The organism is Flavobacterium sp. C3NV (assembly GCF_046825355.2).
In the GTDB taxonomy this organism is placed as follows: domain Bacteria; phylum Bacteroidota; class Bacteroidia; order Flavobacteriales; family Flavobacteriaceae; genus Flavobacterium.
On record NZ_JBKQBJ020000001.1, the window covers coordinates 114,399 to 131,031 of the forward strand.

At 31.7% G+C, this 16,633-nt stretch carries 19 protein-coding genes and 1 pseudogene; 18 read left to right on the forward strand and 2 right to left on the reverse strand.

The genetic code is table 11. From position 1 onward, the window contains the following. Positions 1-7 precede the first annotated feature (7 nt). The 4 genes and pseudogenes from ACIDC4_RS00465 to ACIDC4_RS00480 all read left to right on the forward strand — a co-directional run bounded on the left by ACIDC4_RS00465 (position 8) and on the right by ACIDC4_RS00480 (position 1,711). A complete protein-coding gene (locus tag ACIDC4_RS00465; protein ID WP_412043883.1) occupies positions 8-385 on the forward strand; it encodes a hypothetical protein in 378 nt (125 codons plus the stop codon). Between the two features lie 63 nt (positions 386-448). Continuing rightward, positions 449-544, forward strand: a pseudogene (locus ACIDC4_RS00470) (hypothetical protein); the annotation flags it as partial. A gap of 21 nt (positions 545-565) precedes the next feature. Then, the gene (locus tag ACIDC4_RS00475; protein WP_412043884.1) at positions 566-1,270 is read left to right on the forward strand and encodes a hypothetical protein; all 705 of its coding nucleotides are present in this window, start codon (positions 566-568) and stop codon (positions 1,268-1,270) included. Between the two features lie 3 nt (positions 1,271-1,273). Further along, entirely contained in the window at positions 1,274-1,711 is a 438-nt protein-coding gene (locus tag ACIDC4_RS00480) for a WapI family immunity protein (protein ID WP_412043885.1), read from the forward strand. Positions 1,712-2,493: 782 nt separating this feature from the next. Here the strand turns inward: ACIDC4_RS00480 and ACIDC4_RS00485 are convergent. Beyond that, positions 2,494-3,105, reverse strand: a complete 612-nt coding sequence (locus tag ACIDC4_RS00485; RefSeq protein WP_412043886.1) for a hypothetical protein — start codon at positions 3,103-3,105, stop codon at positions 2,494-2,496. Positions 3,106-3,116: 11 nt separating this feature from the next. Further along, positions 3,117-3,482 carry a hypothetical protein gene (locus tag ACIDC4_RS00490; RefSeq protein WP_412043887.1) on the reverse strand — a complete coding sequence of 122 codons (366 nt, stop codon included), beginning with the start codon at positions 3,480-3,482 and terminating at the stop codon, positions 3,117-3,119. A gap of 353 nt (positions 3,483-3,835) precedes the next feature. Between ACIDC4_RS00490 and ACIDC4_RS00495 the strand changes: the two genes are divergently transcribed. The 14 genes from ACIDC4_RS00495 to ACIDC4_RS00560 all read left to right on the forward strand — a co-directional run bounded on the left by ACIDC4_RS00495 (position 3,836) and on the right by ACIDC4_RS00560 (position 16,626). Next, entirely contained in the window at positions 3,836-4,564 is a 729-nt protein-coding gene (locus ACIDC4_RS00495; RefSeq protein WP_412043888.1) for a hypothetical protein, read from the forward strand. 58 nt (positions 4,565-4,622) lie between these two features. Next, positions 4,623-5,558, forward strand: coding sequence for a hypothetical protein (locus tag ACIDC4_RS00500; protein WP_412043889.1), 936 nt, complete (start codon positions 4,623-4,625; stop codon positions 5,556-5,558). Between the two features lie 59 nt (positions 5,559-5,617). Beyond that, the gene (locus ACIDC4_RS00505; protein WP_412043890.1) at positions 5,618-6,580 is read left to right on the forward strand and encodes a hypothetical protein; all 963 of its coding nucleotides are present in this window, start codon (positions 5,618-5,620) and stop codon (positions 6,578-6,580) included. A gap of 4 nt (positions 6,581-6,584) precedes the next feature. Then, positions 6,585-7,487: a hypothetical protein gene (locus ACIDC4_RS00510; RefSeq protein WP_412043891.1), complete on the forward strand. Its 903-nt coding sequence runs from the start codon at positions 6,585-6,587 to the stop codon at positions 7,485-7,487. Between the two features lie 10 nt (positions 7,488-7,497). Continuing rightward, positions 7,498-8,193, forward strand: coding sequence for a hypothetical protein (locus ACIDC4_RS00515; RefSeq protein ID WP_412043892.1), 696 nt, complete (start codon positions 7,498-7,500; stop codon positions 8,191-8,193). 125 nt (positions 8,194-8,318) lie between these two features. Then, positions 8,319-8,477, forward strand: coding sequence for a hypothetical protein (locus tag ACIDC4_RS00520; protein WP_412043893.1), 159 nt, complete (start codon positions 8,319-8,321; stop codon positions 8,475-8,477). A 10-nt stretch (positions 8,478-8,487) separates the two neighbouring features. Beyond that, a complete protein-coding gene (locus tag ACIDC4_RS00525) occupies positions 8,488-9,378 on the forward strand; it encodes a hypothetical protein (protein ID WP_412043894.1) in 891 nt (296 codons plus the stop codon). A gap of 9 nt (positions 9,379-9,387) precedes the next feature. Next, positions 9,388-10,383: a hypothetical protein gene (locus ACIDC4_RS00530; protein WP_412043895.1), complete on the forward strand. Its 996-nt coding sequence runs from the start codon at positions 9,388-9,390 to the stop codon at positions 10,381-10,383. Between the two features lie 5 nt (positions 10,384-10,388). Then, positions 10,389-11,369, forward strand: coding sequence for a hypothetical protein (locus ACIDC4_RS00535; RefSeq protein ID WP_412043896.1), 981 nt, complete (start codon positions 10,389-10,391; stop codon positions 11,367-11,369). A 4-nt stretch (positions 11,370-11,373) separates the two neighbouring features. Continuing rightward, complete coding sequence (locus ACIDC4_RS00540; protein WP_412043897.1) at positions 11,374-12,387, forward strand: hypothetical protein; 1,014 nt, start codon at positions 11,374-11,376, stop codon at positions 12,385-12,387. 2 nt (positions 12,388-12,389) lie between these two features. Continuing rightward, positions 12,390-13,355 carry a hypothetical protein gene (locus ACIDC4_RS00545; RefSeq protein WP_412043898.1) on the forward strand — a complete coding sequence of 322 codons (966 nt, stop codon included), beginning with the start codon at positions 12,390-12,392 and terminating at the stop codon, positions 13,353-13,355. A 1-nt stretch (position 13,356) separates the two neighbouring features. After that, positions 13,357-14,544, forward strand: a complete 1,188-nt coding sequence (locus tag ACIDC4_RS00550; protein WP_412043899.1) for a hypothetical protein — start codon at positions 13,357-13,359, stop codon at positions 14,542-14,544. A 4-nt stretch (positions 14,545-14,548) separates the two neighbouring features. Further along, complete coding sequence (locus ACIDC4_RS00555) at positions 14,549-15,607, forward strand: hypothetical protein (RefSeq protein ID WP_412043900.1); 1,059 nt, start codon at positions 14,549-14,551, stop codon at positions 15,605-15,607. Next, positions 15,607-16,626, forward strand: a complete 1,020-nt coding sequence (locus ACIDC4_RS00560) for a hypothetical protein (RefSeq protein ID WP_412043901.1) — start codon at positions 15,607-15,609, stop codon at positions 16,624-16,626. Before ACIDC4_RS00555 ends, ACIDC4_RS00560 begins: the two co-directional genes overlap by 1 nt. Positions 16,627-16,633 lie beyond the last annotated feature (7 nt).

Consider the following 16,633-nt stretch of genomic DNA (forward strand, 5'->3'; position numbering starts at 1 on the left):
TATACAAATGAAAAATAAAATCAAATATTTTATATATACTATTATATTATTAGGATTATTCTACGAGGGATATTATTTCATCAGTTTTCAGGCTAATTCTCATTTAGTAGTGAGAGGTGGGGAGTTAAATAAATATAAAAGTGATTTTGTATTGTGTTTAAATGGAAATAACATAGATACGCTGAATGTTAACATTCCCACTTCGTACTCTAAAAGTGTTAATCTTACTTTTGGGAAAAATAAGATTAAAATGAGAAGTTTAGACGATACCAAAAATTATGAAACAAATATCTATTTTTATGGATTGTTCACTTGGAATGTTCTGGAAGTTACATCGAAGAACTTTATTTTTAATTCTTATTATTCTTTGCCACCAATGGAGTAGACAACAATTTTTGAAACATACAATTTTAATTATAAGTACAACGAAAACGAGCTCCAAGACGAGCTGGGGCTTAACTTCTACGACTACGTGGCAAGAAATTATGACCCCGCAATTGGTCGCTGGATGAATATTGACCCATTGGCAGAGGAAGGGCGAAGATGGTCTCCTTACAATTATGCAATGAATAATCCAGTTTACTTTCTTGACCCAGACGGGATGCTTTCTCAAGGATTTATGGATAAAATAATTAATTCTGCTAGTGGTACTACATATACTAATAATGGTAATGGTACCTTTTCAAGTAATACAAGTGAGACTATCGATAATGACGGAAATACCGTAGATGGGAATAGTAGTGCTGATGCAAATACTAGTCAAGACCCGCCGAAAGGGAAAAAAGTTTTAGAAGAAAAAAAAGGTTTTTTATCTAAACTTTGGTTTTCTTTAGAGCCAAGGGAATGGGAAGAAACAGAAACTGGACTTGTTTATCAAGTTAATGCCGATGGTACAATTAGACATATCAGACCATTAGGTGGGGCAGGTGCGTTAGGTATTGTTGGTGGAGTTGGTAGCGGTCAATCAATTCTTAAATTTAGAGGGTTAATTCAGAATTTATCATTGAGAGGGTTAACACATCAACAACTTGTAAGAGCATTTAATGGTACAGGATTCACGCTTTCTAGTCATGCTATTAAGAGATTAAAAGATATTAGAACCTCAAATTTAGGCTTTAACTCTTTGAATGATATTAAACAAATATTTAATAAAGGTGTATCTTTTGATGCTGGAGCAGGAGCTGTAGGTAAGTCATATAAAGGCTTAGAAATAATTTGGAATGCTGAGACAAAAGTTATTATTACAATTAGACCAGCAAAAATTAGATAAATTATGATGCTAATACAACAAGATAGAAAGTTCCTTTTAGAAATAAAAGGTTATGAATTCGATAAATCTACATTTTCAGAAGATTTGAATTGGCTAAATATTCAAATATGGGCTCATGATGATTTTAATAAATGGAACGCTAAGGGCGCATTTCTTAGAACTAATGAGCTAAAACAGCTATACCTTTGGTTTAAGGGAATTGAAGATAGAAAAAATGAAGTAGACAGGATTGATTTTATAGAAAACGAATTATCATTTCAGTATTTTAAAGATGAAAATCGAATCTGCATAAATTTAGATTTTGATTTTCATCCAAAGAAAGAGCGATATGTTTATGGCAAAGATGAAGAATACAAACTATTTTTCGATTTAAATTTTATAAACATTAAAAAACTAATACAAGATTTAGAGCAGTTGATTTTGAAATTTCCTGAAAGGTAAATCCAACAAGTGCTGGTAATCTATGAGATGCGTTGGTGGTTAATAATTCTATCTAACATTCACAGATAATCAGTAATTTATAGTAATATTGCATTAAAATTAAAACAACCTTCAAGTTGTCCAAAATCAAAAAAAGCCACTTCACTACGGAGTGGCTTTTGATTTTTATGGAGTTGCTAAATGTTTAGGGAATAGCCGTAAATGTACCTGTGGTGATATTGAATCTTTTTTCTACTATTTTAGTACCGTCACAGTAACCTAATGGAAAACCATTATCATTGGTTAAGTTACTAATATTGAATTCACCTTTTAAGGTTTTTCCCCCGCTCCCGTACGAATCCTTTCGTGTGGCGCAAAGGTAATCGACAAAGAATAGAAACAATAAACCTTGCCAATCGGCGAGGTTTTTTTATGTTTTCTTTACTTATCGGCTTGTTTTTTCTGCAAGAATGTCAACCAGCTCTCCAAAAAGTTCTTACATGGTACTGTGGCGAATGTCTCTGACTTAGTACTCACAGCCATAATCCAAAAAAACAAAAACAATAAACCCAATCACGCGGATAAAAACTACGATAGTTTGGGAATTTTTCCATGCCCATTTCACTAATAATTAATACTTTAAATAATATTGCTGATTACAATATTTGTTTATAAAGTTTTACGATTGAAAATTACCTCGACCATGCTAAGGCTTTCAATGAATAAATCTAGGTCTATCATAAAAATAACAAAGCAACTCAAATGAGTTGCTTTGTTATTTTTAATCTCTTCTTACAAAATCCTTACTTTCTCTTCTCCAAATCTTCAACCTTTTTAATCAAAACTTTATTCTCTCCTGTCAGTTGTGAATTATTAAGTTGGAGGTCATTGACTTTTTTATTCATATCAATTATATAAAGTGTAAGTTCTTCAATCTTTTGAAGCAACTTAATATTCATTTCACATAAATTTATACCCTCTTTTTGCATTTCCTGAGCAGAAGCAACTCCCGGTAAATGATTGTTCTTTTTTATAAATTGGTCTACAGATTCTAATGTAGGTAACGAATAATCGTTTTCGAAAACAAAATCGGCTCCGGCATCTACGGTTACTTTTACTTCACTGGAAGAGATGGTACCTGCAACAGTAAGTTTGGAATCTGGAGCCGAAGTTCCTATACCAACATTACCATTATTAAACACTAAATTACTTCCGGTATTTTGCAAATTACCCATTGAAGGAGATAATAAACCTGCGTAAGGTGAAGTTGCTTCAGGGTGAATAAAAAACAATTCTGAAAGGCCAAATGTGCCTTCATACCCACTTATCCCTTTATAAAAAGTAAATTTTAATTTAGTATATGCTCCTGGAAATCCAATTTGTACTGAAAAATTATTTTTATCGTAATCTGTCATAGAATAATCTGCTATAACTCTCCAGGTATTCGGAGTACTGTAAGTATCAAATCCCTCGATCTTAAATCTTGTCGCTGGTAGATAACGCGTAGTCCAACCCAACCAAGCGCCAGACTGTGTATGTACAAAAGCAAATTTTCAATTAGAATCACTGTAGGATTTGCAGAAGAAATTCCGTCAACATACGACGGCATCATACCGCCATCAAACATCATTGCTAAATTTTGAATCGGCCCCTGCTGCGTTACGGTATAACGAGTTGTGGCATTAAACAAAATATTATGTTCCCAACCTACTGGTGTTAAATTAGTTGAAAACGTTTGACTTGTAATATTTTGACACAATACTATTGTCAATAGGAGTAGTATTTTTTTCATTCTTCGAATTTTAAAAAATTAATAAATTTAGACTGCAATAAAGTAAATAAAATGTAAGATATTACTTAATAATACAATTTCAAAAATTTAACAAAAAAAATTATATTTTGAAAAAAAATATTTCAAAGCAAAACAAATTCATTAAAATTAGGTACCCACCAAAATTGAAAGAAAGAGAAAATAAATGTCGCGCTTAAAAACGTCAAAACTCTTAAAATAAAAATTAAATTTTAACAGTCATTTACATCTATTTTATTAGATTTGTTAAGAAAATATTAATGAATCCTAATTGATAATAAATATTTATTTGACTTCAGATAAATCATACTATCTAATTAAAAACCAATCGAGTTATGTTAAAAAAAATTGTTGCTTTGGCTGTATTAATTTGTACTGCTTGCCAGACAACCAAAATTAAAAATGAAGATTACAAATTTTCAACTTCAGTTGTTGAATTAGGAAGTATTGGCGATTCAAAGTTAACCTACAACCAAAATATATTCGAGACCAAAGCTTTACCTAATCTCCAAAATAATATTCGCGTCGAAATAGGCGTCGTTCCTTATAATAAAAGATTAAATAAAATTTACAAATCAAAAGCAAAGTACAATCAGAATCAGACTAAAGTTGCTTTTATAGATAGTCTGCCTATAAAACCTGAGTTGGTAACAATTAAAATTTTGGATGTCGCCGGTTTAGTACACGAAATAAATTCAGATTATAATAACGAGGTTTTAAATCTTTTAGTGAATACTCAAACTTCTAAAATTATTTCAAGTCTAGCTGTTAGTTTATCTACTAACGAGATTGCAAAAATTAGACAAGCCGATGCTTATTACTTAACAAACAATCAAAATAAAAAATATGCAATTGCTTTGTTTAAATCTGGAAAGAAAGTGGATACTATCGATATAAACCCCGAAACAATTGTAGCGTACAGGCTAAGTTCGTTTTGCTGGGCAGCTTCAGAAAGAGGAAAATGGTATGTAGCTGATCTTGTAAACGAAAACAGTAATTGCAAAGGAATAACAGAAAAGAGAATAACGCAAAAGAAAAAAAACAAAAGCTTATTTGATATGTAAACCATCCGGTGAACACGTTTCATTTCAAAATTAAAAAAATATACAATTCTATTTTATCATGAATAAGATTTCATTCTACAAATACTTCACATTCTTATTATTTCTAAGTTTATTTTCTTGCGAAGAAATACTTCTTGTTCCTGACATATCAAAAGACGAAGTCGTTCTTGTAGCCCCCGGTAACAACGCTGTACTATCTACATCAGGAGTAAACTTATCATGGAATACTGTAAAAGATGCTGACAAATATGAACTGCAAATTGCAACACCAAATTTTGATGCTCCGCAACAATTAGTGCTGGATACTTTAGTTTCAAAAAATTCATTTACACAACAATTAAATATTGGTAAATACGAGTGGCGTGTAAAAGCAGTAAATAGTGGTTATGAAACCAAATATACCAAACGAAGTTTTGAAATTTTGAATAACGATGACTTTCAAAAAAATACAGTAATCTTACTTACACCAAGTAATAACATAATCACCAAAGCGGCTTTGCAAAAACTATCCTGGGATGCTATAATTGGAGCCAGTGAATATCAGCTTCAAATAATGGATGAAAATAATACATTGGTAAAAGAACAAAGCACAGTGGCCACATTGATAAATTTTACTTTTGATGAAGGAAAATTTACCTGGAAAGTAAGAGCCAGTAATGGTACTGCACAAACTTTATACACTTCGCGAACTATTTTAGTAGACACTAAAGTTCCTAATACTCCTACTCTATCAAATCCGGCAAATGCGAGCACTACTACAAATACTAGCATCAATTTTCAATGGAGCCGAACTCCAATAACGGGAAGTACAGAAAAAGATAGTATTTATGTCTATACAGAAAGTGCTTTAACAAATTTAAACTTTAAAGATAAAGCCACAACACCCTACAATAAAACCCTAACAAAAGGTACTTATTATTGGTTTATAAAATCATTTGACGAAGCCGGAAACGTAAGTCCCAGAAGTACTGTTTTTAATTTTACTATCAACTAGAAATTCTATACATACCCTCTATCCTATCTTTTAAATTAAAATCTTAATTGTGATTTTTTATGAATAAAACAATCTCGTTCACCTTTATTTTTTTTTGCATTAGCATTTCGATAAAAGCACAGAATACTACATTTAATGACGTATCAATTGGTATTGATTATCCAGCATATGGTACAAAAATAAAAGCAAATTTTCCAAATCAGACAGATGGATGGGCAAGAGGATTTTCTATAGCTAATGAAACTGGCAATCAAAATTATATTTCATTAGGATCTTACGGATTTGTTACCAATGGGGTTTCCTCTGTTATAAATAGCTATATAGGGATTGACCATAACAATCAATACATTACTTTTTTGCCTAATCGTAACATTGGCATTGGTACATCAAATCCGCAAAGTGTATTACAAATAGGTGAATTTACCAACAACTCAAATTATAAATTAAGTTTACCTGGATCTTATAATTTTGAAGAAATTAAATTGGGCCAGTACGGAAACGGGAGAAATGGTTTAGAAATGATAACGCACACGAATGTAACAAATTCATTTGGAGTGCGCTTATATACCGGGACCGACACGGGCATGAATGGTCTATTAATTCAAACTGCAAATCCTTCAAACTCATTAGAAAACTTAGATTACACTACACGATTAGCCATTAATTTAGAAGGAAATGTTGGCATTGGCACAATAGCTCCAGATGAAAGACTAACTGTAAAAGGAAAAATTCATACTCAGGAAGTAAGAGTTGATATGGCTGGACCATTAGTACCTGATTATGTTTTTGCTAATGATTACAAACTTAAATCATTACAAGAAATCGAAGATTTCATTAAAGAAAATAAACATTTACCTGAAATTCCATCAGCTCAGGAAATCGAAAAAAATGGTTTGATGCTGGCAGAAATGAATATGAGCTTGTTGAAAAAAATGGAAGAAATGACACTTTATATGATTGAGATGAAAAAGGAAAATGAAGAAATGAAAAAAGATATCTTAGAACTAAAACTAAAAAAGTAACATTATGAAAAAACTATATTTTTTATTCTTTCTAATTTTTACTTCAACAATAAGTCATTCTCAATTATCAAGTAGTTTTATTGTGGGTGGAGACCTTGATAAATTCTATCCAGTTACTTTTTATGATGGAGGATGGGCTTACAATGTTCCTACAAACTTATCTTTAGGTAGAAGTAATGTACATGGAGATTCTTCCTGGAGAGGTTCTCTTATGGCTACTTTTAACTTCCACGTAACTGAATGGGGAAATCACTCGGAATTTATTGATGCAAATATTAAACCCGCATCTTCAACCTATGGATCGCAAACTAACTTTATTGCTGCTTGGAAAGACGCATCTGTATCAAATAGCGAACGCAGAATTATTATTTGGCTTCGCGGTGGATCAACTACTTACTATTATCAATCCAACTATGCTGTAAATCCATTAATTTATGATGGCATCCAAAATGCATTACCCTATAACGAAGTCAACGGTCCTGCTCATAGCTTCAAAACAACAGTTGAAGAATACGCAATCACAACTGGAACATATCAAAACAGAAATGCCTATTTCGCAGCAAATGTAGGCATTGGAACTACAATCCCAGACGAGAAACTAACGGTAAAAGGAAAAATACATACACAAGAAGTCCGTGTTGATATGGCTGGACCGTTAGTCCCTGATTATGTCTTCGCAAATGATTATAAGCTAAAATCATTACAGGAAGTAGAAGATTTCATTAAAGAAAATAAACACCTACCTGAAATTCCATCTGCCAAAGAAATTGAGAAAAACGGATTGATGTTGGCAGAAATGAATATGAGTTTGTTGAAGAAAATGGAAGAAATGACGTTGTATATGATTGAGCAGAATAAAAAAATAGAAAATCTTGAAAGGAAAATCGAATTAATCTCAAAAAAATAAACTTATTGACATGAAAAAATTACTCTGTATAGCAATACTATTTGTTTTTTGCCAATCAAAAATTTATGGTAATTCTTCTTCTTCTAATTATATTGCAAACGCTAATGAATATGAAAGTAGTGTAACTTTTCCAGCAGGATATGCTGTTGGCGATTACATCGAATTTTTAGGTGTCAGCCCAATATCAGCTGGAGCAAGTGGCTTTTACCAAATTTCAATTAATTATACAAGAGGAAATGTAGCATCGGCCGCAACACATGTTGCTTCAATATCACACTCGAATCCAACTCTTTGGAGAGAAACAGGCCGTATAAATAATAACCCATATGTAGGATTTGGAACTAACTTCACTGTTGATTGTAATACTGAATTTCCTAATCCTCGCTTTAGAATAAGAGCAATTAATACGTTGGGGACAAATACTCCAATTACAGTCTACATAAAAGTAAGTTCAATAAACTCAAATACTGCATTTACAACTTTAAATACAACTGGAAATGATGTCACAGTTTCAAAATTCCTTCCAATGACATCAGACTGGGATTTGTACGTAGGAAATGTTTTTTCTTCAAATGATGCTTCATTAGCTATTAAAGCAATTCAAAATGGAAACGTTGGGATTGGAACAGCAATTCCAGACGAAAAACTAACCGTAAAAGGAAAAATTCATACACAGGAAGTACGTGTTGATATGGCCGGGCGTTAGTACCGGATTATGTTTTTGCAAATGACTATAAACTAAAATCATTACAAGAAGTAGAAGATTTCATTCAAGAAAACAAACATCTACCTGAAATTCCATCTGCCAAAGAAATTGAGAAAAACGGATTGATGCTGGCAGAAATGAATATGAATCTGTTGAAGAAAATGGAAGAAATGACATTATATATGATTGAGCAAAATAAAAAAATTAATGAGCTTGAGAAACAAAATAAAAAGTTTACTGATTTAGAAAAACGATTAGAAAAAATTGAAGCCAATTCAAATTAAAAATACAAACATGAAAGCAAAAACAACTTTTCTACTTCTCTTTCCTTTATTATTTAGTATTTCAACACAAGCGCAATCCTATTTTCCAATAGCAAATTTAGAAACAAATTTAGAATCTTTTTCTTTAGTTAATGGACAATGGGTAGCTTTAGCTCCTAATAATAACACTTTAGGTTCAATTTATTATCAAGGTATCAATTTTGGTTTTGATGCCAATAATTATGTCAGTTTGATGAATGGAATAGGAAATAACGATTTGTATTTTGGACGATGGGATTATGAATGGAAAGGCTGGAATAAAATTTGGCATTCCGGCAATTTAAATAATGTAAATACCGATTTTACTGCCAAAACAATTAACACCTCAAAAATTAATTTAAACATTGCCGGTAGTCAAGATATTATTGATGCTTTTACAATTGATGTGGGTTCGTTTGGCACAGGAGAGAATGCAGCTAGAAGCAGTTATTTTAGAGTAAGAGATATTGGCGCAGGATATGGCATACCATTTATAATAAAAGGAAATGGATATGTGGGAATTGGTACTCAAAATCCAACTTCGTTACTTACGGTTGCAGGCAATATAGCTTCGCGAGAAGTAAAAGTAACCGTCGATGCCGGAGCCGATTTTGTTTTCGAAAACGATTACAACCTCCCTTCATTAGAATCTGTAGATCAATTCATCAAAGAAAACAAACATTTACCAGAAATTGCCTCTGCTAAACAAATGCAGAAAAATGGAATTAATTTATCTGAAATGAATATCAAACTTTTGCAGAAAATTGAGGAGATGACTTTGTATATGATCGAAATGAAAAAAGATAATGAAGAAATGAAAAAAGAAAACAAAAAACAGGATGAACAAATAATGATACTAGAAAGTAAATTATCGTCTAAATAATTGCAAAATATGAAAACCAAAATAAATGTAATCACAAAAATAATCGCTCTTTTTGTAACTGCAAATTCTTTCTCTCAGCAACTAGGAGATGGTTTTGCTACAGGCCTGACTAACATTGATTTTACTCAGCCTTTAAAATCCGGAATTTATGAGATTAACTCTTTAGGAATAAATCCTGATGAAAGCTATAGTTGGCAGCATCTTTTTGTAATGAGGCATTCAAATCAAAGTAATAATTTTCAATTACAATTCTCTTCATCATTTAGTGCGAATGATAGAATCTTTTTTAGAAAAATTTCCAATTCATATAGTCCTGCTTGGAATGAAATAGCAACACGAGGAACAAATAACTTTATTGGGGATCAAAATATTAATGGAAATTTAGTAGTTGGAAATTTAGTAGCTGGAAATTCCAAATTAGAAGTTACAGGTGGAGAAATAACAACAGGCCTTACAAATATAAATAATACATTAACTCAACGAATAAATACAGCGAATCCTGCTATAAGTTTAGGATTTGGCTATCTAAATACTGACACACCTTTTATTCAGTCTTTTAATAATGCTTACTTATCGTCTAATTCTTTAAACATAAATCCGTTTGGAGGAAATGTAGGGATTGGCACGAGTAATCCAACTTCAAAACTTACCGTTGCCGGAAACATTGCTTCCCGCGAAGTAAAAGTAACGGTAGATGCCGGAGCCGATTTTGTTTTCGAAAATGATTACAACTTACCTTCATTAGAATCTGTAGATCAATTCATTAAAGAAAACAAACACTTACCTGAAATCGCTTCTGCTGAAGAAATGAAACAAGACGGAATTAATTTATCTGAAATGAATATTAAATTGTTGCAAAAAACTGAAGAAATTACACTCTACTTGATTCAACAAAATAGAAAAATAGATCAGCAAAATAAAGAAATTGAATTACTAAAAAAAGAAAATAACACTTTTAAATCGGTTTTTGAAAGACTATCTAAAATCGAAGAAAAATTAAAATAACACAGATGAAAATCAAGCTAACTATTATATTAATATTTATTTCTACATTATTTACAAATGCTCAAATTTATACTCCTGATGGAACTGTACAAGGACCATCAAATAATAATTATGTAGGAGTGGGAACTCCCCCAGAACATTTGTTACATCTACATGGCAGTCATGGTGACTCCAGAATTTTGCTTCATTCTTATGGAGGAGGTTCAGATGCCACCCAAGCTGATTTAATGCTATGGGCAAGCGAACCTGGATTAACTTATGCAGGGGTTGGAATTGGCAATAATATACATAATTTTAATAATGTGAATGGTGGATTACGATTATTAAATCCTGCCAGAGGTGGATCGTATATTCGATTATTAGATGCGGCAATGTCCTTTAATATTGTTACATCCGGAGGTTTGGACACACAGGTTTTGGCTATAAATACTAGTGGAAACATAGGAATTGGAACAAGTTCGCCAAATGCAAAACTAGATATTTCGGATTTCACGCCAGGACTTGGAACAGCTATTATGTTAGCAATAGGTGAGCGAGGATTTAATTCATCTTCATATGGATTTAGATTTAAAACAGATAACTTAACTGGCTTACTGTCTATATTTGGAGTTAACGCAGAAGTTGAAACAACTTCTTTATTTAGTATATCAAGAATAACAGGTAACATTGGAATTGGCACAATAAACCCAACCTCAAAACTTACAGTCGCAGGTAACATAGCTTCGCGAGAAGTAAAAGTAACCGTAGATGCCGGAGCCGATTTTGTTTTCGAAAACGATTACAACTTACCTTCATTAGAATCTGTAGACCAATTCATTAAAGAAAACAAACATTTACCTGAAATTGCTTCTGCTAAACAAATGCAAAAAGATGGAATTAATTTATCTGAAATGAATATCAAATTATTGCAGAAAATTGAAGAGATGACTTTGTATATGATTGAAATAAAAAAAGAAATTGAATTATTAAAAAAAATGAAAAATTAATAAAATGAAAAAAATTATAACTCTATTATTAATAATTACAACCTATAATTCTTTCTCACAAATTCTATCACCAAGTGGTGACAATATATTTTATTATAACGGCAATGCCGATCTAATTTTCAAATATCCTCCACGAGGATCAGGTGGAAGAGCAATTGTACATGCTGATTATAATGTCTTAGCTTTAAATTTCGCCAGTGATTTTACAGGTGGAACAAGAATTGGTAATGATGTATATTTCAAAGATGGCGGGAATTCCTTTATTAATTCAGGAAATTTTGGTATAGGTACTGCAACTCCAACAGGCGTTTTAGATTTAAAAAAATTAAATTCAAATTTAGTATTTGACCTAGACACTAATGGAATATCCAGGATAATTAGTAAAGGATGGAATGCTAATATCGATATGCATACTTTTAAAATTAGTGGTGTAGAGAATTTCGACCAATTGCACTTAAATACTAATGGAAATGTTGGTATTGGTAACTCTGCTCCTGACGCTCCATTAACAGTATATGGAATTTCTAATTTTTACCCGATTAGAATAGGTGGTGGTGATGCAAGACAATTTTCTATTAAACATTATTTTTCTAATCCTACTTTTATTAGTAATGAATATCCTGTTGTTATTGGTACCGGAGGAGGTAATCAACCTCTTGTTTTAGATGCTGCAAGAATTGGTATTGGTACATCAAATCCTTCAGCGATGCTCACGGTTGCAGGAAACATTGCCTCTCGCGAAGTAAAAGTAACGGTAGATGCCGGAGCCGATTTTGTTTTCGAAAATGATTACAACTTACCTTCATTAGAATCTGTAGACCAATTCATTAAAGAAAACAAACATTTACCTGAAATTGCATCTGCTGAAGAAATGAAAAAAGACGGAATTAATTTATCTGAAATGAATATTAAACTTCTACAGAAAATTGAGGAGATGACGTTATACATGATTAATCAAAATAAAAAAATGAATAATTTGGAAAAGCGATTAGAAAAGTTTGAAAAAAAATCAGAATAAAAATGAAAAAGACATTATTATTTATCAGTTTAGTTTTATTATTTAATGGAACTAATATAGTGGCACAAACCTTAAACCCTACTTTTAACATATCTACAGCAGGTTCTGCAAATGAATTTAAAGGTGGATACACTTTTTCATATGCAACTTCCGGAACTCCCTGGAATGGTGCATTAATAAGTTTTGGCGGATTAAATAACAATTATGATTGTCAGATTAGCTCGGATTATGGACCAACTGGGGGTAATCATATATCTTACAGAACCAAAAATGGAGATAATAATACTTGGAATTCATGGAATGAATTGGCTACAAGAGGAAGTAATAATTTCATTGGTAATCAAATTATAAGTGCAAATTTAGGAATTGGCATTAAAGACCCAAAAGCAGGTTTAGATGTTTTAAAATCTTATGACTCAAATATTACGAAAGCAATAAAAATAATGTATCAGGGTTCCTGGGGTACTGCTCAATACGCAAGTAATTATAGATTTATAGATATATATAGCACAGAAGAAGGCAACATATTATCAGTAAATGCTTACGGCATGGGTATTGGTTTTAATCCACCAACTTATAATTCTCCTGACAGAATGTATATCAACGGTAATGTAGGAATAGGAACAACATTAACAGGTCCACATAAACTTGCAGTTGAAGGATCAATTGGTGCGAGAGAAATTAAGGTTCAGGCAACTGGCTGGTCTGATTTTGTTTTCAAAAAAGAATATATTTTACCAACACTAGAAGAAGTTGAAAAACATATTACCGAAAAAGGACATTTAGAAAATATTCCTAATGAAGAAGAAGTGTTAAAAAATGGAATTAATTTAGGTGAAATGAATGCTAAATTACTACAAAAAATTGAGGAATTGACACTATATATTATTGATATCAAGAAAAATAGCATAAAGCAAAATGACGAAATACAAAGCCTTAAAACTCTCATAATATCTCAAAAAAAATAATATGAAATTTAAATTAGCTACAATAATTTTACTTCTTATTCCAACCTTTTCATTTGCTCAACAAATTGGCGACGGATATGCTCCTTCCATTATACCTGACTTTTCATTACCGCTTAAATCAGGAATTTACAATGGTTTAAATACTTCGACATTAGGGATGGCACCAGATAATAGTAATGTGTGGCAACATCTATTAATTACAAGGCATTTAAATCAGAGCAATAATTATCAATTACAAATTGCATCTTCATTTACTGTAAATGATAGACTTTTTTTTAGAAAAATTGCTAGTGGTAATTTATTATCATCAAACACGGCCTGGATCAAATTGGCAACAAAAGGAAATAATAACTTTATTGGTAACCAAAATATAGATGGTAATCTTGGAATTGGCACAGTTTCCCCTAATGCCCCATTAGATATTGTAAGTAATTCATATGCACAGGGTATAATTATAAGAAATCGAGCTCTTAACGATTTTGGCAATATTTTGTTTTATGATAATTTTGGTTCAACTGGTTTAGCAGGAATTGGAGTAGGATCAAATAGAATTAGAATAATGAGTGGAGGTTTAGGTGATACATTCGAAAGATTTACAATAACCTCAGGTGGTCTTGTTGGAATTAACTCAATATCTCCATTGAATACATTTGAGGTCAAAGTACCTACAAGCGCAGGTATATCAAGTTCAGATGGTATTTCAATACACGATGGTGCAGTCCATCGATTAGGTATTAATATTGGTGTAAATTCAGAAGGCGAATATTCGTATTTACAAGCTGTTAAAGGTGGGGTTGGGCAAAAGAATATTATAATTAATCCAATAGGTGGCAATGTGGGAATAGGCACAACATCAACCGGAACTCATAAACTTGCTGTAGAAGGATCAATTGGTGCTAGAGAAATTAAGGTTCAGGCAACTGGCTGGTCTGATTTTGTTTTCAAAAAAGAATATAATTTACCATCACTAGAAGAAGTTGAAAAACATATTACCGAAAAAGGGCATTTAGAGAATATTCCTAATGAAGAAGAGGTTCTTAAAAATGGAATTAATTTAGGCGAAATGAACGCTAAATTACTTCAAAAAATTGAGGAATTGACTTTGTACGTGATTGAAATTAAAAAAGAGAATAAAAAACAAGATAAGGAAATAAAAGCTTTAAAAATCAAAAAATATTCTAAGAAATAAAATCATGAAAACAAAAGCATTCACAACTATCGCCTTTATTTTTATTACTACATTTTCATATTCGCAGCAAATAAGTGATGGTTATTCTCCAAATATTCCTGATTTTAATATCCCTTTAAAATCAGGCGCTTATAATGGTTCGGCCCCCAATGGTATAACACCCGATATTAGCAATGGTTGGCAACATCTATTTGTGGTAAGGCATACAGACCAAAATAATAACCATCAATTGCAAATTGCTTCCTCAATAACTGTAAATGATAGGTTATTTTTTAGAAAAATTGCTAGTCATAATTTATTACCATCATCTGAGAATTGGAATGAACTAGCTACAAGAGGAAACAATTCTTTTATAGGCAACCAATATATATCGGGTAATGTTGGAATAGGAACAACAGATCCTCAAAGTAAATTATCAGTGATCGATAATTCTGAAAATCAAATTATATCATCATATGTAGGAGGAAAAATATATCAGGATTATAGGTATACTGCAATTACCTATGGTCAATCTGTTGGGCAACTCGGGAATACTTCCAACATTGGCTATATGTCACATCAGGTCGATAAATCATTAAGTGGTCTATACTTTACTAATTATGGTGAAAGTGAAATTTTATCAAGCGTATTTATTAAAGTTGGTGGAAATGTTGGAATCGGAACAATAACTCCAAAAAACAAACTAGATGTTAACGGAACTATCCATTCAAAAGAAGTAAAAGTAGATATGACTGGATGGTCTGATTTTGTTTTTAAAAAAGAATACAATTTACCAACACTTGAAGAAGTCGAAATACATATTAACGAAAAAGGACATTTAGAGAATATCCCCAATGAAGAAGAGGTTCTGAAAAACGGAATTAATTTAGGGGAAATGAATGCTAAATTGCTACAAAAAATTGAGGAATTGACTTTGTACATGATTGAACAAGAAAGAAAATCCAATCATCAATCTTTAGAAATTAAAAAGTCTCAATACGAGATTGACAAATTGAGAAAAGAAAATGACTCTTTTAAATCTATTCTAGAAAGATTATTAAAAATTGAGCAAAAATTAAAATAATGAAAAAAACAGCATCTTTAATTGTAATTCTATTTCATTCCTATCTACAAAGCCAAACTTTTGATGGCAATTTAGGATCACAAAGTTTAAAATGGACAACAGAACAAAAAGATTTTAATAGTGCCCCAAGGTTTGGTATTGCTCCTATGTCTATTAAATTGTGGGATAATTATGAAGGAGCCAATGCACCTTCTCAATGGGGAACTTTATTAGAAATAAACGGAAAAGAATCACATCTAGACTCACAACTTTATTTTACAGGTAGCTGGGACAATGGAAGAATATTATACAGAAGCGCATTTTATGGACAAACAGCATGGCAAGATTGGCGTTATGTTTTAGACTCTAAAAATGATGTCGAATCTTCTGGAAATTTGAAAATAAACGGAACAGGAAATAGTGGTATCGGTACAAGCAATCCAGAAAAAAAATTACAAATAGACGCTCCTAATAGTGATGCTGGACTTAGAATTCATGCAGTTGCAGGAAACAATAATACAAATACACCATATTTGCTTTTAACTGGGGGGTATTTGCCTAATAATGGAGTTGCTTTACAAGGTATCAGCGATCAAAATTATGGAAGAAAAGCCCTGGTGTTTTATTCTGGATGGGAAGGTGATATTGACAACCCTCAAATTAGTGCCTTAAAAGAAAGAATGAGAATTTCATCAAATGGTAATGTTGGTATTGGAATCAATACTCCGTCTAACAAACTAGACGTAAACGGAACCATACATTCTAAAGAAGTAAAAGTGGACATGACAGGCTGGTCTGATTTTGTTTTCAAAAAAGAATATAATTTGCCAACTCTTGAAGAAGTCGAAAAGCATATTACCGAAAAAGGGCATTTAGAAAATATCCCTAATGAAGAAGAAGTGCTGAAAAGCGGAATTAATTTAGGGGAAATGAATGCTAAATTACTTCAGAAAATTGAGGAATTGACACTGTATGTAATTGAACAAAATAAAAAAATAGAAAAGCAAAACGAAAGAATTATGATTCTTGAGAATAAATAACTCAAAA

Bases quoted from the DNA above. Each gene is read 5' to 3' on its own strand.
- ACIDC4_RS00540 (WP_412043897.1), top strand. From the start codon at position 11,374: ATGAAAAAAATTATAACTCTATTATTAATAATTACAACCTATAATTCT.
- ACIDC4_RS00505 (WP_412043890.1), top strand. From the start codon at position 5,618: ATGAATAAAACAATCTCGTTCACCTTTATTTTTTTTTGCATTAGCATT.
- ACIDC4_RS00485 (WP_412043886.1), bottom strand. From the start codon at position 3,105: ATGACAGATTACGATAAAAATAATTTTTCAGTACAAATTGGATTTCCA.
- ACIDC4_RS00520 (WP_412043893.1), top strand. From the start codon at position 8,319: ATGCTGGCAGAAATGAATATGAATCTGTTGAAGAAAATGGAAGAAATG.
- ACIDC4_RS00495 (WP_412043888.1), top strand. From the start codon at position 3,836: ATGTTAAAAAAAATTGTTGCTTTGGCTGTATTAATTTGTACTGCTTGC.
- ACIDC4_RS00510 (WP_412043891.1), top strand. From the start codon at position 6,585: ATGAAAAAACTATATTTTTTATTCTTTCTAATTTTTACTTCAACAATA.
- ACIDC4_RS00490 (WP_412043887.1), bottom strand. From the start codon at position 3,482: ATGAAAAAAATACTACTCCTATTGACAATAGTATTGTGTCAAAATATT.
- ACIDC4_RS00530 (WP_412043895.1), top strand. From the start codon at position 9,388: ATGAAAACCAAAATAAATGTAATCACAAAAATAATCGCTCTTTTTGTA.
- ACIDC4_RS00555 (WP_412043900.1), top strand. From the start codon at position 14,549: ATGAAAACAAAAGCATTCACAACTATCGCCTTTATTTTTATTACTACA.
- ACIDC4_RS00550 (WP_412043899.1), top strand. From the start codon at position 13,357: ATGAAATTTAAATTAGCTACAATAATTTTACTTCTTATTCCAACCTTT.
- ACIDC4_RS00515 (WP_412043892.1), top strand. From the start codon at position 7,498: ATGAAAAAATTACTCTGTATAGCAATACTATTTGTTTTTTGCCAATCA.
- ACIDC4_RS00560 (WP_412043901.1), top strand. From the start codon at position 15,607: ATGAAAAAAACAGCATCTTTAATTGTAATTCTATTTCATTCCTATCTA.
- ACIDC4_RS00525 (WP_412043894.1), top strand. From the start codon at position 8,488: ATGAAAGCAAAAACAACTTTTCTACTTCTCTTTCCTTTATTATTTAGT.
- ACIDC4_RS00480 (WP_412043885.1), top strand. From the start codon at position 1,274: ATGATGCTAATACAACAAGATAGAAAGTTCCTTTTAGAAATAAAAGGT.
- ACIDC4_RS00500 (WP_412043889.1), top strand. From the start codon at position 4,623: ATGAATAAGATTTCATTCTACAAATACTTCACATTCTTATTATTTCTA.
- ACIDC4_RS00475 (WP_412043884.1), top strand. From the start codon at position 566: ATGAATAATCCAGTTTACTTTCTTGACCCAGACGGGATGCTTTCTCAA.
- ACIDC4_RS00545 (WP_412043898.1), top strand. From the start codon at position 12,390: ATGAAAAAGACATTATTATTTATCAGTTTAGTTTTATTATTTAATGGA.
- ACIDC4_RS00465 (WP_412043883.1), top strand. From the start codon at position 8: ATGAAAAATAAAATCAAATATTTTATATATACTATTATATTATTAGGA.
- ACIDC4_RS00535 (WP_412043896.1), top strand. From the start codon at position 10,389: ATGAAAATCAAGCTAACTATTATATTAATATTTATTTCTACATTATTT.